Origin of the sequence: Leucobacter luti (genome assembly GCF_004217175.1) — a bacterium.
Classification (GTDB): Bacteria; Actinomycetota; Actinomycetes; order Actinomycetales; family Microbacteriaceae; genus Leucobacter; species Leucobacter luti.
The window spans coordinates 204,844-218,053 of sequence record NZ_SHKI01000002.1 but is presented as its reverse complement, the minus strand read 5'-3'; the positions used below and the strand labels follow the sequence as shown (position 1 = coordinate 218,053).

The 13,210-nt window shown below is 70.7% G+C and carries 14 protein-coding genes; 11 read left to right on the top strand and 3 right to left on the bottom strand.

The genetic code is table 11. The features are described from left to right. Nucleotides 1-75: 75 nt before the first annotated feature. The 4 genes from EV139_RS00980 to paaZ are packed head-to-tail and all read left to right on the top strand — an operon-like array spanning nucleotide 76 to nucleotide 4,989. Nucleotides 76-1,293, top strand: coding sequence for a thiolase family protein (locus EV139_RS00980; protein WP_130452455.1), 1,218 nt, complete (start codon nucleotides 76-78; stop codon nucleotides 1,291-1,293). Continuing rightward, the gene (locus EV139_RS00975; protein ID WP_130452454.1) at nucleotides 1,290-2,042 is read left to right on the top strand and encodes an enoyl-CoA hydratase/isomerase family protein; all 753 of its coding nucleotides are present in this window, start codon (nucleotides 1,290-1,292) and stop codon (nucleotides 2,040-2,042) included. Before EV139_RS00980 ends, EV139_RS00975 begins: the two co-directional genes overlap by 4 nt. Further along, nucleotides 2,039-2,920: a 3-hydroxyacyl-CoA dehydrogenase family protein gene (locus EV139_RS00970; protein ID WP_130452453.1), complete on the top strand. Its 882-nt coding sequence runs from the start codon at nucleotides 2,039-2,041 to the stop codon at nucleotides 2,918-2,920. Before EV139_RS00975 ends, EV139_RS00970 begins: the two co-directional genes overlap by 4 nt. A gap of 11 nt (nucleotides 2,921-2,931) precedes the next feature. Further along, complete coding sequence (gene paaZ, locus EV139_RS00965; RefSeq protein WP_130452857.1) at nucleotides 2,932-4,989, top strand: phenylacetic acid degradation bifunctional protein PaaZ; 2,058 nt, start codon at nucleotides 2,932-2,934, stop codon at nucleotides 4,987-4,989. 222 nt (nucleotides 4,990-5,211) lie between these two features. On the opposite strand, the gene EV139_RS00960 is transcribed toward paaZ, so the two are convergent. From EV139_RS00960 to paaI, 3 genes are all read right to left on the bottom strand, one after another. Then, nucleotides 5,212-5,838: a TetR/AcrR family transcriptional regulator gene (locus EV139_RS00960; RefSeq protein WP_237465647.1), complete on the bottom strand. Its 627-nt coding sequence runs from the start codon at nucleotides 5,836-5,838 to the stop codon at nucleotides 5,212-5,214. Between the two features lie 78 nt (nucleotides 5,839-5,916). Next, a complete protein-coding gene (gene paaK, locus EV139_RS00955; RefSeq protein ID WP_130452452.1) occupies nucleotides 5,917-7,221 on the bottom strand; it encodes a phenylacetate--CoA ligase PaaK in 1,305 nt (434 codons plus the stop codon). An 88-nt stretch (nucleotides 7,222-7,309) separates the two neighbouring features. Next, a complete protein-coding gene (gene paaI, locus EV139_RS00950) occupies nucleotides 7,310-7,780 on the bottom strand; it encodes a hydroxyphenylacetyl-CoA thioesterase PaaI (RefSeq protein WP_130452451.1) in 471 nt (156 codons plus the stop codon). Between the two features lie 184 nt (nucleotides 7,781-7,964). Between paaI and paaA the strand changes: the two genes are divergently transcribed. The 7 genes from paaA (at nucleotide 7,965) to EV139_RS00915 (ending at nucleotide 13,161) form a co-directional block, all read left to right on the top strand. Then, a complete protein-coding gene (paaA, locus tag EV139_RS00945; protein ID WP_130452450.1) occupies nucleotides 7,965-8,951 on the top strand; it encodes a 1,2-phenylacetyl-CoA epoxidase subunit PaaA in 987 nt (328 codons plus the stop codon). Nucleotides 8,952-8,995: 44 nt separating this feature from the next. Further along, entirely contained in the window at nucleotides 8,996-9,301 is a 306-nt protein-coding gene (gene paaB, locus EV139_RS00940; RefSeq protein WP_130452449.1) for a 1,2-phenylacetyl-CoA epoxidase subunit PaaB, read from the top strand. Then, on the top strand, nucleotides 9,298-10,140 hold the full coding sequence (paaC, locus tag EV139_RS00935; protein WP_130452448.1) for a 1,2-phenylacetyl-CoA epoxidase subunit PaaC: 843 nt from the start codon (nucleotides 9,298-9,300) through the stop codon (nucleotides 10,138-10,140). Before paaB ends, paaC begins: the two co-directional genes overlap by 4 nt. Beyond that, the gene (paaD, locus tag EV139_RS00930; RefSeq protein WP_130452447.1) at nucleotides 10,134-10,643 is read left to right on the top strand and encodes a 1,2-phenylacetyl-CoA epoxidase subunit PaaD; all 510 of its coding nucleotides are present in this window, start codon (nucleotides 10,134-10,136) and stop codon (nucleotides 10,641-10,643) included. The genes paaC and paaD overlap by 7 nt, the downstream gene beginning before the upstream one ends. A gap of 55 nt (nucleotides 10,644-10,698) precedes the next feature. Continuing rightward, nucleotides 10,699-11,802, top strand: coding sequence for a 1,2-phenylacetyl-CoA epoxidase subunit PaaE (gene paaE, locus EV139_RS00925; protein WP_130452446.1), 1,104 nt, complete (start codon nucleotides 10,699-10,701; stop codon nucleotides 11,800-11,802). A gap of 31 nt (nucleotides 11,803-11,833) precedes the next feature. Next, the gene (locus tag EV139_RS00920; RefSeq protein ID WP_130452445.1) at nucleotides 11,834-12,655 is read left to right on the top strand and encodes an enoyl-CoA hydratase/isomerase family protein; all 822 of its coding nucleotides are present in this window, start codon (nucleotides 11,834-11,836) and stop codon (nucleotides 12,653-12,655) included. 149 nt (nucleotides 12,656-12,804) lie between these two features. Then, nucleotides 12,805-13,161 (top strand): hotdog fold thioesterase, encoded by a 357-nt coding sequence (locus EV139_RS00915; protein WP_130452855.1) that lies wholly within the window; start codon nucleotides 12,805-12,807, stop codon nucleotides 13,159-13,161. Nucleotides 13,162-13,210 lie beyond the last annotated feature (49 nt).

Sequence of the window (13,210 nt, the reverse complement as noted above, 5' to 3'; positions counted from 1 at the left end):
CTTGATTTCATTACCGACCGATCAGTCACTAATTCAAGTGGCGGGCGGACGGCGCAGACGAGGAGGTCATCGCCCATGCCAGACGCATATCTCGTGGGAGGGGTTCGCACCCCGGTCGGTCGCTACGGCGGCGCACTCGCGGGCGTTCGCCCAGACGACCTGGCGGCGCTCGTGCTTCGCGCCGCGGTTGACCGCTCCGGCCTGAGCACCGAGGCACTCACCGCCGGCGCCATCGACGAGGTCGTGTTCGGCGCCGCAAACCAGGCCGGCGAAGACAACCGCAACGTGGCCCGCATGGCCGTGCTGCTCGCCGGCCTGCCCGACGACGTCCCCGGGTACACCGTGAATCGGCTCTGCGCCTCCGGCATGACCGCGGTCGCGAACGCCGCGCAGGCGATCCGCGCCGGCGACGCCGACCTCATCGTTGCCGGCGGCGTCGAATCAATGACACGCGCCCCGTGGGTGCAGGAGAAGCCGGGCCGCGCGTGGGCCAAGCCGGGCGCGCAGTTTGACACTTCGATCGGCTGGCGCTTCACCAACCCGAAGCTCGCGGCGCGCGACAAGGCAACGTTCTCGATGCCCGAGACGGCCGAGGAGGTCGCGCGCGTCGACGGCATCAGCCGCGAGGACGCCGACGCGTTCGCCGTGGAGAGCCACCGCCGCGCCGTCGCGGCCATCGCCGCCGGCCACTTCGCCGCAGAGATCGTGCCCGTTGAGGCGCCACACGGCCGCCAGACCCGCACGGTCGACACCGACGAGGGGCCCCGCCCGGAGACGAGCGCCGAGGTGCTCGCCGGGCTGCGCCCGGTGGTCGCCGGGGGCAGCGTGGTCACCGCGGGCAACGCGTCCTCCCTCAACGACGGTGCCTCCGCGCTCGTCGTCGCGAGCGCCGAGGCCGTGGCGCGCTACGGCCTCACCCCGCGCGCCAGGATCGTGACGAGCGTTTCGGCGGCACTCGCCCCCGAGATCATGGGCCTCGGCCCGGTCCCGGCGACCGAAAAGGCGCTCGCGCGCGCCGGCCTCACGATCGACGACATCGGCTCGATCGAGCTGAACGAGGCGTTCGCGTCACAGTCGCTCGCGTGCATCCGCCGACTCGGTCTCGACCCCGCGCGGGTCAACGCCGACGGTGGTGCGATTGCGCTCGGCCACCCGCTCGGGTCCTCCGGCTCACGGCTGCTCGTCACGCTGCTCGGGCGCATGGAGCGCGAGAACTCCCGGTACGGGCTCGCCACCATGTGCGTCGGCGTGGGCCAGGGCACCGCCACCATCATCGAGCGGATCGACGCGTGAGCGCCGCGGCTGGCGCGCTCCGGGTGGAGGATCGCGGCACGCACGTGCTCGCCACCCTCGACCGCCCGGAGAAGCGCAACGCGATCGACCAAGACCTGATCGACGCGCTGCACGAGCTCTGCGCCGAGCTTGAGCGCGCGCCGCGCACCCTCGTCGTGCACGGCGCTGGCGGCAGCTTCGCGGCCGGCGCCGACATCGCGCAGCTGCGCGAGCGCCGCGCCGCCGACGCGCGCGCCGGGATCAACACGCACGCGTTTACCCGCGTCGCGGAGCTGCCGATGCCCGTCATCGCCGCCCTCGACGGGTACGCGCTCGGCGGCGGCGCAGAGCTCGCGTACGCCGCCGACATCCGCGTCGGCACGCCGGCCCTGCGCATCGGCAACCCGGAGACGGGCCTCGGCATCCTCGCCGCGGCCGGCGCTTCCTGGCGGCTCCGCGAGCTCGTGGGCGCACCGCTGGCAGCCGAGATCCTGCTCGCCGGGCGAGTCCTCACCGGGGCGGAGGCCCTCGCGGCCGGCCTCGTCACCCACCTGCACGACACGGGCGACGAGGCGCTCGCGGCGGCCGAGGCGATCGCCGCCCGCGTCGCGAAGCTCGACCCCGAGGCAACGCGCGCCACGAAGCGCGTGTTCGCCGCACCGCCGAGCGCGCACCCGGCGATCGACCTCGCCGAGCAGGCGATCCTCTTCGAAAGCCCCGAGAAGATGCGCCGCATGACCGAGTTTCTTGAGCGAAAGGCGCAGCGATGACCCAGCCAGAGGCAACGGTCCCAGACCGCGTCGGCGTGCTCGGCGGCGGCCGCATGGGCGGCGGGATCGCCCACGCGTTCCTGCTCGCGGGCGCGCGCGTCACCGTGGTCGAGCGTGATGAGCCGGCCGCGGCGGCAGCGCGGGAGCGCATCGAGCGCAGCATCGACGCCTCGCTCGCGCGCGGGCACGACGGCGACGGTGCGGCGCTGCGAGCCGCGCTCACGGTCACCGCCGACCCGACCGTGTTCACGGACGCCGCGCTCGTCATCGAGGCGGTCCCCGAGGCCCTCGACCTCAAGCTCGACGCACTGCGACTCATCGAGGGGCAGGTCGCGAGCACCGCGACGATCGCGTCGAATACGTCGTCAATCCCGCTCGGCCAGCTCGCGGGAGCGCTCGCCCACCCCGCGCGCTTCATCGGGCTCCACTTCTTCAACCCGGTCCCGGCGTCCTCCCTCATCGAGGTCGTCGTGTGCGCCCAGACCGATCCGGATCTGCCCGAGACCGCACGCTCGTGGGTTCGCGCGCTCGGCAAGACCCCCATCACCGTGGCAGACGCCCCGGGCTTCGCGTCGAGCCGGCTCGGCGTCGCCCTCGCGCTCGAGGCGATCCGCATGGTGGAGCAGGGGGTCGCCGCTCCCGAGGACATCGACCTCGCGCTCGAGCTCGGCTACCGCCACCCGACCGGGCCGCTGCGCACCACCGACATCGTGGGGCTCGACGTGCGCCTCGGCATCGCCGAGCAGCTGCAGCGCGACCTCGGCGATCACTTTGCCCCGCCGCAGCTGCTGCGCGACATGGTCGCCGCCGGCAAGCTCGGCCGCAAGAGCGGCCAGGGCTTCTACGCCTGGCCAGATTCACACACCCCCACCTCATGAACGGAGCACACATGTCGGGCATCCTGAGCAGCTACGTCGCTGACGCCTGGTGGCAGCCCGCCGCCGAAGACCTCGCGGACGCACCCGCGGCGGAGGTCCGCGATGCCGTGACCGGAGACCTCGTCACGCTCGTGTCGAGTGCCGGCCTCGACCTCGCCGGGGCGATGGCGTTCGCCCGCGACACCGGCCAGGCCACCCTCGGCGCCCTCACGTTCCACCAGCGGGCCGTGATCCTGAAGCAGCTTGCGCTCGCGCTCACCGAGCGCAAGGCCGAGCTCTACGAGCTCTCCACGCGCACGGGGGCCACGAAGACCGACTCCTGGGTCGACATCGACGGCGGTATCGGCGTGCTGTTCACCTACTCGGGCAAGGGCCGCCGCGAGCTCCCCAACGCGCGCGTGCAGCTCGACGGCCCGGTCGAGCCGCTCTCGAAGGACGGCTCGTTCATCGGCCGCCACATCCGCACCACGCTCCCCGGCGTCGCCGTGCAGATCAACGCGTTCAACTTCCCCGTGTGGGGCGCACTCGAAAAGCTCGCCCCCGCGTTCCTCGCCGGCATGCCGACGATCATCAAGCCAGCAACCCCCGGCGCCTACCTCGCCGAGCACATGGTGCGGATCATGGTCGAATCAGGTCTGCTCCCCGCCGGCTCCGTGCAGCTCGTCTCCGGCTCGATCCGCACCGTCTTCGACCACGCGCAGCTCGGCGACGTCGTCTCGTTCACCGGCTCGGCCAGCACCGCGGAGTCGCTCCGCCTGCACCCGGCCGTGCAGACCGGCGGCGTAATCTTCGGGGCAGAGACCGACTCGATCAACGCCTCCGTGCTCGGCCCCGACGCGGAACCCGGCACCCCGGAGTTCGACGGCTACGTGCGGCAGCTCGTCACTGAGATGACCACCAAGGCCGGCCAGAAGTGCACCGCGATCCGCCGCGCGATCGTGCCGGCCCCGCTCGTTGACGCCGTCGCCGACGCGGTCCGCGATCGCATCGCCGCGAAGGTGGTCGTGGGCGATCCCCGCGATGAGGCCACCACGATGGGAGCCCTCGCGTCGCTCGAGCAGCGCGACGAGGTACTGCGGCAGGTGCAGAAACTGACCGACGGCGGCGGGCGCGTGCTGCTCGGCGACGGCCAGGCCGCAACGGCACCCGACGCGGGCGCGTTCCTCGACCCGATCCTGCTCAGCTTCGACGACGCCGAGGCGCCGCGCGTGCACGACACCGAGGCGTTTGGCCCGGTGTCGTCGCTGATCGGCTACGACACCCCGGCACGAGCAGCCGCGCTCGTGGCGCTGGGCGGCGGCTCGCTCGTCACCAGCGTCGCCTCGGCCAACCCCGAGTTCGTGGCGCAGCTCACGCGCCGCATCGCGTCCGGCAACGGCCGCGTGCTCACCCTCGACCGCACGAGCGCGCGCGCCTCGACCGGCCACGGCTCCCCGCTGCCGAACCTCGTGCACGGCGGCCCCGGCCGCGCCGGCGGCGGGGAGGAGCTCGGCGGGGTGCGCAGCGTGTTCCACTACATGCAGCGCACCGCGATCCAGGGCAGCCCCGAAATGCTCACGGCGATCACCGGCGTGTGGCACGCTGGCGCCGCGACGCGCGACGACACGCACCCGTTCCGCAAGTCGCTGCAGGACCTCCGCGTGGGCGACCGCGTGGTGTCCGAGCCGCGCGTGATCACCCTCGACGACATCACCCACTTCGCGAACTTCACGGGCGACACGTTCTACGCGCACACCGACGAGGAGGCGGCCGCGGCGAACCCGTTCTTCCCCGGCCGCGTGGCGCACGGCTACCTGCTGCTCTCGTTCGCCGCGGGGCTCTTTGTGTCCCCGGAGCCCGGGCCGGTGCTCGCGAACTACGGGCTCGAAAGCCTGCGCTTCATCACGCCGGTCTCCCCCGGCGACGCCGTGCGGGTGGCGCTCACGGCCAAGCAGATCGTGCCGCGCGAGACCGATGAGTACGGCGAGGTGCACTGGGACGCGGTGCTCACCAACCAGAACGACGAGACCGTCGCCACGTACGACGTGCTCACGCTCGTGTCGAAGACGCCGGAGCCCGCCGCCGCGTAGGGCCACGGGCGGGGCGGGGCCGCTCCGGCGGCTCCCCCGCTCCGGCCCCGCTCCGGCCCCGCCCCGGCCGCGCCCGCCCCGGCCCCCGCGCAGATCCGACCCGCTCCTTCAGATCCGACCCTGTTCGCGGGCGCGCACGCACCACGAATAGGGTCGGAAACGCGCTCACGGGTCGGATCTGCGGAGCCGCGGCACAAGACCGCGCAGCGCGCCCGCCACGCGCTAGCGGAAGTCGCGCTCCTCGTTGACCCGCAGGCCGGAGCGCACGTACGAGAGCACGCCCTCCGCGAGGGCCTCCGGCTCGTCCGGGCCGTCGGGGCGGTACCACTCGACCAGCGAGTTGACCAGGCCGAACGTGAGGCGGGCGGCGAGCGCCGGGTCCATATCGTCGCGCAGGTCGCCCGCGGCGCGGGCCTCAGCGAACGTCTTGCTTAGGCGCGCGGTGAGCTCGCGGCGGCGCGCCATCGCGCGCAGCTCGACCTCCGAGTTGCCGTGCAGGCGCAGCAGGAGCACGAGGTACTGCTGGCGCTCGCACGCAACGAGCACCGCCTCGCGCACGATGCGGCGGATCCGCACCACGGCTTCGGTCTCTTCGGCCTCCGCCTCGTCGAACACGCGCTCAAGCTCGCCGAGGGCGCGTTCGAGGGCGATCTCGAGCATCTCTGCCTTTGAGGAGAAGTGGTGGTACACCGCCGATTTCGAGAGGCCGAGCCGCTTGGCAATCATGTCGAGCGATGAGGCGTCGTAGCCGCGGTCCATGAACAGCTGCACGATCACCTCGAGCATGCTGTTCTGGTCGTGGCCCGGCCGGCCGCGGCGGGCGGTCTGCGGTGCGTCGACAGTCCCCAACGGTGTCTCCCTTCACCCGGAGCCTTCCCCAGCGCCCGGCGTACTGGTGCGGGCGGGAAACACCCGCCCGCACCAAAGCTACCGCAGGTCGTAGAGCCGCTTCAGCTTTCCTTCGGAGCGGGGCAGCGTGCCGGGCGCCACGAGCTCAACGCCGAGGGTGGTCCCCGCGCGATCCTTGATCCGCTTCTGCAGCACCTTCGCCGCGGCGTCGGCCTCCGCTCCCGTGGCGGCGACCTCGGGCTCGATCTTCACCACGAGGTGGTCCATCGTGCCGCGCTTCGAGAGTTCGAGGATGAAGTGGGAGGTGAGATGCTCCACTTCGAGCGCGATCTCCTCGATCTGGGTGGGGAACAGGTTGACGCCGCGCAGGATGATCATGTCGTCGTTGCGCCCGGTGATCTTCGCGATGCGGCGGTGGGCGGGGCGCGCGGTGCCCGGGTTGAGCGAGGTGAGGTCGCGGGTGCGGTAGCGGATCATGGGGAACGCCTCTTTGGTGAGCGTGGTGAAGACGAGCTCGCCCTGCACCCCGTCCACGACCTGCCGCAGATCCTCGTCGATGATCTCCGGGAGGAAGTGGTCCTCCCAGATGTGCGGACCGTCCTGCGTTTCGACGCACTCGTTGCCGACGCCGGGGCCCATCATCTCGGACAGGCCGTAGATGTCGACGGCCTTAATGTTGAGGCGCTCCTCGAGCTCGCGCCGCATCGAGTCGGTCCAGGGCTCGGCACCGCAGATCGCCACTTTGAGGCTCGACTCCCGGGGGTCGAGGCCCGCCTTCTCGAACGCGTCGGCGATGGTGAGCAGGTAGCTCGGGGTGCACATGATCGCGTCGGGCTTGAAGTCGTTGATGAGCTGCACCTGTTTCTCGGTCTGCCCACCCGACATGGGGATCACGGTGCAGCCGAGGCGCTCGATCCCGGCGTGGGCCCCGAGCCCTCCGGTGAAGAGGCCGTAGCCGTACGCGTTGTGCACCTTCCAGCCCGGCCGCACGCCCGAGGCGTAGAGCGAGCGCGCGATGAGGTCGGCCCAGTTTTCGAGGTCGCGGTCGGTGTACCCCACCACGGTGAGGCGACCGGTGGTGCCCGAGGAGGCGTGCACCCTGCGCACGTCTTCCATCGGCACGGCGAAGAGCCCGAACGGGTAATTGGCTCGCAGGTCGTCCTTCGTGGTGAACGGAAGTCGCTCGATGTCGCTGAGCTGACGGATGTCGCTGGGGTGAACGCCCATCTCGTCGAAGCGGTTGCGGTAGAAGGGGACGTTTTCGTACGCGTGGCGCACGGTCCACTGGAGGCGTTCGAGCTGCAGCGCTTCGAGTTCGGGGCGAGTGAATCGTTCTGCGTCGTGAAGTCCCCGGGCGGCGGTGAGGGGGGAAGTGGCGGACATGGGGGCCTCTTTCAGGTGTGCGGCGGTGAACACGGGGGATGCGCGTGGGGGCGCGCGGTGTGATGGGGGGGGGATGCGGGGGGAAGACTTATGCGGGCTGCGGGAGCGGTCGGTCGGTTGCGAACGATCTGCCGCGGAACTCGGCGACGACCTCGCCGGTCTGATCGGTCACCGTGATGTCGTAGAGTCCGTTGCGGCCGCGGAGCCAGCGTCGCTCGGCGGTGGCGAAGAGCGTGTCCCCCACGCCGCTGGCGCGCGTAAACGTGATGTCGACGCCCGAGGCAACGACGGCGTTGGCGCCCTCGTTGCACGCGTAAGCGAAAGCGGTGTCGGCGAGGGTGAACACCATGCCGCCGTGCGTGATCCCGAAGCCGTTGACCATGTCGTCGCGGACCTCCATGCTGAGCACGGCGCGGCCGCGTTCGAGCTCGGCGATCCTGATGCCGAATGCGCGCTTGGCGGTGTCCGTGCGCAGCATCGCGGTGGCCGACCAGGTGGGATCCAGCTCGACCGAGGATTCGGTGAGGTCGATGTGTTGCGGGTTCGTCACTGAACTCATGTGCGCTCCATTGCGTGCTGCCTCGAGGTGGTGGATCCGAACCGCGGGGGTCTTTGCGGTTGGTTCCCGGAACGAGTATACTCACTGAACATTCGGTAAGTAATTATCTCAACCGAAACACTACCACTTCACCACTCATATTCGGGTGGGAGTCCGCCCGGGCTCTGACGCAAGGAGGCAGCAGATGGCACACACGGCCGCACCAGGGCACACCGCGCAGCGCGAGCTCGACGAGCAGGAACAGCAGGCCCGCTTCGACGAGATCATCGAGGCTGACCAGCGCATTGAGCCGCGCGACTGGATGCCAGAGAAGTACCGGAGCACGCTCGTGCGGCAGATCTCGCAGCACGCGCACTCCGAGATCATCGGGATGCAGCCCGAGGCGAACTGGATCTCCCGCGCGCCCAGCCTCAAGCGCAAGGCGATCCTCATCGCGAAGGTGCAGGACGAGGCGGGTCACGGACTCTACCTCTACTCGGCGGCGCAGACGCTCGGCGTCACGCGCGAGGAGATGACGCAGAAGCTCATCGACGGCAAGGCCCGCTACTCCTCGATTTTTAACTACCACACCCCCACCTGGGCAGACATGGGCGCGATCGGCTGGCTGGTCGACGGCGCCGCGATCTGCAACCAGGTCCCGCTCTGCCGCGCCTCCTACGGGCCCTACGGCCGGGCGATGGTGCGCATCTGCAAGGAAGAGTCGTTCCACCAGCGGCAGGGTTTCGAGATCCTGTACGAGCTCTCGCACGGCACCCCCGAGCAGAAGCAGATGGCGCAGGACGCGGTGAACCGCTGGTACTGGCCCTCACTCATGATGTTTGGCCCGAGCGATGACGCCTCACCCAACTCGGCGCAGTCGATGGCGTGGAAGATCAAGCGGTTCTCGAACGACGAGCTGCGCCAGCGCTTCGTCGGCATGTGCGTGCCCCAGTTCGAGGCGCTCGGACTTGAGTGCCCCGACAAGGATCTCCGCTTCGATGAGGAGACCGGCAAGTGGATCTCGGGCCCGATCGACTGGGACGAGTTCATGGCGGTGCTCAACGGCGAGGGGCCCGCCAACGGCGAGCGCATCGACCACCGCCGCACCGCCCACGAGGACGGCGCGTGGGTCCGCGAGGCCGCCGCCGTGTACGCGCAGAAGCAGCGCGACCGCGCCCGCTTCGCCGCCTGATCCCCACCCACACCCGCTACACCCGCACGAAAGAGGAGACGAAGATGTCGACACCCGGAGAACTGGGGACCGAAGCCTGGCCCCTGTGGGAGGTGTTCATCCGCGCGAACCGCGGCCTGAGCCACGTCCACGCAGGATCGCTTCACGCGCCAGACGAGGCGATGGCGCTGCGCAACGCGCGCGACCTCTACACCCGGCGCAACGAGGGTGTGTCGATCTGGGTGGTCCCGGCCGCCGCGATCACCACGAGCGATCCAGATTCAAAGGGCGCGTACTTCGAGTCGCCGGCGGGCAAGAACTACCGTCACGCCGTGTACTACGCGCGCGCTGAGGGGGTGAAGCACCTGTGAGCCACGATCTCGATACGCAGACCGCCGAGGCGCACGCCGTCGACGTGACGGTCGACGAGCTTCGCCTCGTCGACGAGCTGCCGGGCTCGGGTGAGACCGCGAGCGCTGACGTCGCGGAGTACGCACTCTGGCTCGGCGATGACTCGCTGATCCTGTCCCAGCAGCTCGCCTGGTGGATCTCGCGGGCCCCGGAGCTCGAAGAGGATCTCGCGCTCTCGAACATCACGCTCGATCTGCTCGGCCACGCCCGCGCACTGCTGCACTACGCCGGCACGGCCTCGGGCCGCTCCGAGGACGATCTCGCGTACTGGCGCGACGAGCCCGAGTTCCGCAGCAGCTGGCTCGTCGAGCAGCCGAACGGCGGCTTCGGCGACACGATCGCCCGCCTGTTCCTGTTCTCCGTGTACCAGGTGCAGCTGTACCGGGCGCTGCTCACGAGCAGCGACGCGACCCTCCAGGCGATCGCTGCGAAGGCGGAGCGCGAGGTCAGCTACCACCTCGACCACGCCGCCCAGTGGGTGCTGCGCCTGGCCGGCGGCACCGAGCTCTCGCGCGAGCGGATCGTCACCGGCTTCGAGCGCGCCTGGCCCTTCGTCGCTGAGCTCTTCACTGACGAGCCGCTGAACGGTCGCCTCGCCGGGATCGCGCCGCGCCCGTCCGAGCTGCGCGCGGGCTTCGACCGGGCCGTCGACACGGTCTTCACGGAGGCCGAGCTTGCGGTTCCCGATCTCCCAGCCGCGCGGGCGCGCGGCCGATCCGGCGTCCACAGCACGCGCATGGGCTACATTGTGGCCGAGATGCAGTGGCTCGCCCGCCGCCACCCGGGTGCATCATGGTAGCCGAGCTGCGACCGAGCAACCCGGCGGCCGCCCGCATCTGGGACATCGCCGCGCAGGTGCCAGATCCGGAGGTGCCGGTGCTCACGATCGAGGACCTCGGGGTGCTGCGCGACGCCGCGGTCACCCCCGACGGCGCGCACGTGGTGCTCACCCCCACGTACTCGGGGTGCCCCGCGATCGACCAGATGCGCGACGATGTCACGGCGCGGCTCCGCGAGGCTGGGTACGAGCGCGTAGACGTGACCACCACGCTGTCACCCGCGTGGACCACCGACTGGATGAGCGCCGCCGGCAAGCAGAAGCTCGAGGAATACGGGATCGCGCCGCCGCACGTGCGCTCGGCGCTCGGCGACGGCCCGGTGATGCTCCAGCTGTCGGTCAAGTGCCCCCGCTGCCACTCGCCGCGGACCCGCGAGGTTTCGCGCTTTGGCTCCACCGCGTGCAAGGCGCACTACGAGTGCCTCGCCTGCCTCGAACCGTTCGACTACTTCAAGACCCACTAGCTTCGGGGGCCTCCCCCGCGTTCACCCGGCCGGCACGGCCGCGAAGGGAGCAGCAATGGCTGCCATCAACCTCGGCGCAAAGAAGCGCGCGACGTTCAACGAACTCCGCGTCGCAGAGGTGCGCCCGCTGACCGAGTCGAGCGTGGAGGTGACCTTCGAGGTGCCGGATCACCTCGCCGACGACTACCACTACCTCGCGGGGCAGCACCTCGCGCTGCGCACCACGATCGACGGCGAGGACCTGCGCCGCTCGTACTCGATCTGCCGCCCCCCGGCGGACGGCAAGATCTCGGTCGCGGTGAAGCGCGACCTCGGCGGGGTGTTCTCCACCTGGGTGAACGATTCGTTGCGCGTCGGCGACACGCTCCAGGTGATGACCCCACAGGGGGCGTTCACCTCAAACCTCGACGAGCTCGCGGGCCAGCACGTGGTCGGCATCGCCGCCGGATCGGGCATCACCCCGATCATCACGATGGCGCACCGCGTGCTCGCGCAGAGCGACACTTCCCGCTTCGACCTCCTCTTCACCAACCGCTCCTCCACCGAGGTGATGTTCGTCGAGGAGCTCGCCGATCTCAAGGACCGCTACCCGCAGCGGCTCGCCCTGCATCACGTGCTCTCGCGCGAACAGCGCTCGGCACCGATCCTGTCCGGACGGCTCGACGAGGAGCGGCTGCGCACGATCCTGCGCGACGTGATCCCCGTGGATATTGCTGATGAGTGGGTGCTCTGCGGCCCGTTCGAGCTCGTGCAGCTGTGCCGCGATCTGCTCACCGAGCACGGCGTGCCCGCATCGCGCATCCGCTTTGAGCTGTTCACTACGGGCGAGCCAGCGCCCACCCGCGCTCGGCCCGTCGAGGTGCGCAGCGGCGAGAAGACGGTCACGATCGATTTCACCCTCGACGGCACCTCGGCGTCGGTCGAGAGCCCCGTCGCCGCGAACGAGACCGTGCTCAACGCGGCGCTCCGCGTGCGCCCCGACGTGCCGTTCGCCTGCGCGGGCGGCGTCTGCGGCACCTGCCGCGCACTCGTCACCGAGGGGTCGGTGTCAATGACCGAGAACTACGCGCTCGAAGCCGACGAGATCGAGCGTGGCTACGTGCTCACCTGCCAGTCACACCCACAGTCCGAGCGGCTCGTCGTCAACTACGACGCGTGACCCGCCCCACCCCCGAAACGAGGCCCTCCCCATGAGCACCGCGACCTCCTCCAGCGCAGAAATCGACCTCACCATCACCGACGGCGTCGCGGAAATCACGCTGAACGCACCCCAGCGGCTGAACTCGCTCGGGCCCGATGGCCTCCTCGCGCTCTCGGACGCGTACGCCGAGGCAGAACGGGCCGGCGTGCGCGCCGTGGTGCTGCGCGGTGAGGGGCGCGCGTTCTGCGCCGGGCGCGATATCTCGGGCGTCGATCCGGCAACCGACGACGTGCTCGGCTACCTTGAGGGCCGCCTCCAGCCGCTCATGGAGCAGATGACGGCGTTCCCCGCGCCGACGTACGCGGTGGCCCACGGCGCGTGTCTCGGTGTGGGACTCGGGCTGCTCATCGCCTCGGACGTGGTGTACGTGGCAGATTCGGCGAAGATCGGCAGCCCGTTCGCAAACCTGGGCGCCACGCTCGACTCGGGCGGCCACGCGCTGTTCTTCGAGCGGCTCGGCGCCCACCGCACGCTCGATCTCGTGTACAGCGGGCGGCTCATGACCGGTGCCGAGGCGGTGCGTGCCGGGCTGTTCTCGCAGGCGTTCCCCGACGACGAGGTGCTTGAGCGCACCCGCGCCGCCGCACGCGCGGCCGCGGTGGGCGCCACCCAGGCGTTCCTCGCCTCGAAGACGCTCGTGCATGAGCTGCGCGACGGCCGGATCGGCATGTGGACCTCGATGTGGGCGGAGAACCGCGTGCAGGCATCGCTCCGCGACACCCCCGACTACCGCGAGGGCTTCGCCGCGTTCCAGGAGAAACGCACCCCCGTATTCACGGGCGAGCCGCGCGCGCAGGAGGCCGGGCTGTGAGCGGCGCACCGCTCACGGCCGACGCGGCGGCTACGGTTCCCGGAGCCGTCGCCGCCGACACTGCGACCGCCGCCGCTCCGTCAGCGACCGCCGCACCCGACGCGCACAACTGGGTGGCCGCGAACGGCGCGGGCGAGCTTGCCGAGGCGATGGGGATCGAGTTCACGGAGTACACCGCCGAGCGCACGGTTGGGCGCATGCCCGTGGCCGGAAACCGGCAGACCGTCGGCTTCATGCACGGCGGCGCGTACGTGGTGCTCGGGGAGTCGCTCGGGTCGATGGCGGCGAACCTCCACGCGGGGCCCGGCCGCCTCGCCGTGGGCGTGGACATCAACGCAACGCACACCGGATCCGCCACCGCCGGCTACGTCACCGGGGTGTGCACGCCGGTGCACCTGGGCCGCACCATCACGGTGCATGAGATCGTGGTGACCGACGAGGGCGGGCGGCGCTGCTGCACGATGCGGATCACGAACCTCATCAAGGACATGCCCGGCCCGAGCTGAGCCCGGCAGCGGTGCGGGACCACACCCCCGCCCGCGTCGGGGTCCGCCC

Excerpts from the sequence above, each read along its gene's own strand:
- paaE (WP_130452446.1), top strand. The coding sequence starts at position 10,699 with ATGGCTGCCATCAACCTCGGCGCAAAGAAGCGCGCGACGTTCAACGAA.
- EV139_RS00920 (WP_130452445.1), top strand. The coding sequence starts at position 11,834 with ATGAGCACCGCGACCTCCTCCAGCGCAGAAATCGACCTCACCATCACC.
- paaA (WP_130452450.1), top strand. The coding sequence starts at position 7,965 with ATGGCACACACGGCCGCACCAGGGCACACCGCGCAGCGCGAGCTCGAC.
- EV139_RS00915 (WP_130452855.1), top strand. The coding sequence starts at position 12,805 with ATGGGGATCGAGTTCACGGAGTACACCGCCGAGCGCACGGTTGGGCGC.
- EV139_RS00970 (WP_130452453.1), top strand. The coding sequence starts at position 2,039 with ATGACCCAGCCAGAGGCAACGGTCCCAGACCGCGTCGGCGTGCTCGGC.
- paaZ (WP_130452857.1), top strand. The coding sequence starts at position 2,932 with ATGTCGGGCATCCTGAGCAGCTACGTCGCTGACGCCTGGTGGCAGCCC.
- paaB (WP_130452449.1), top strand. The coding sequence starts at position 8,996 with ATGTCGACACCCGGAGAACTGGGGACCGAAGCCTGGCCCCTGTGGGAG.
- paaI (WP_130452451.1), bottom strand. The coding sequence starts at position 7,780 with ATGAGTTCAGTGACGAACCCGCAACACATCGACCTCACCGAATCCTCG.
- EV139_RS00980 (WP_130452455.1), top strand. The coding sequence starts at position 76 with ATGCCAGACGCATATCTCGTGGGAGGGGTTCGCACCCCGGTCGGTCGC.
- paaD (WP_130452447.1), top strand. The coding sequence starts at position 10,134 with ATGGTAGCCGAGCTGCGACCGAGCAACCCGGCGGCCGCCCGCATCTGG.
- paaK (WP_130452452.1), bottom strand. The coding sequence starts at position 7,221 with ATGTCCGCCACTTCCCCCCTCACCGCCGCCCGGGGACTTCACGACGCA.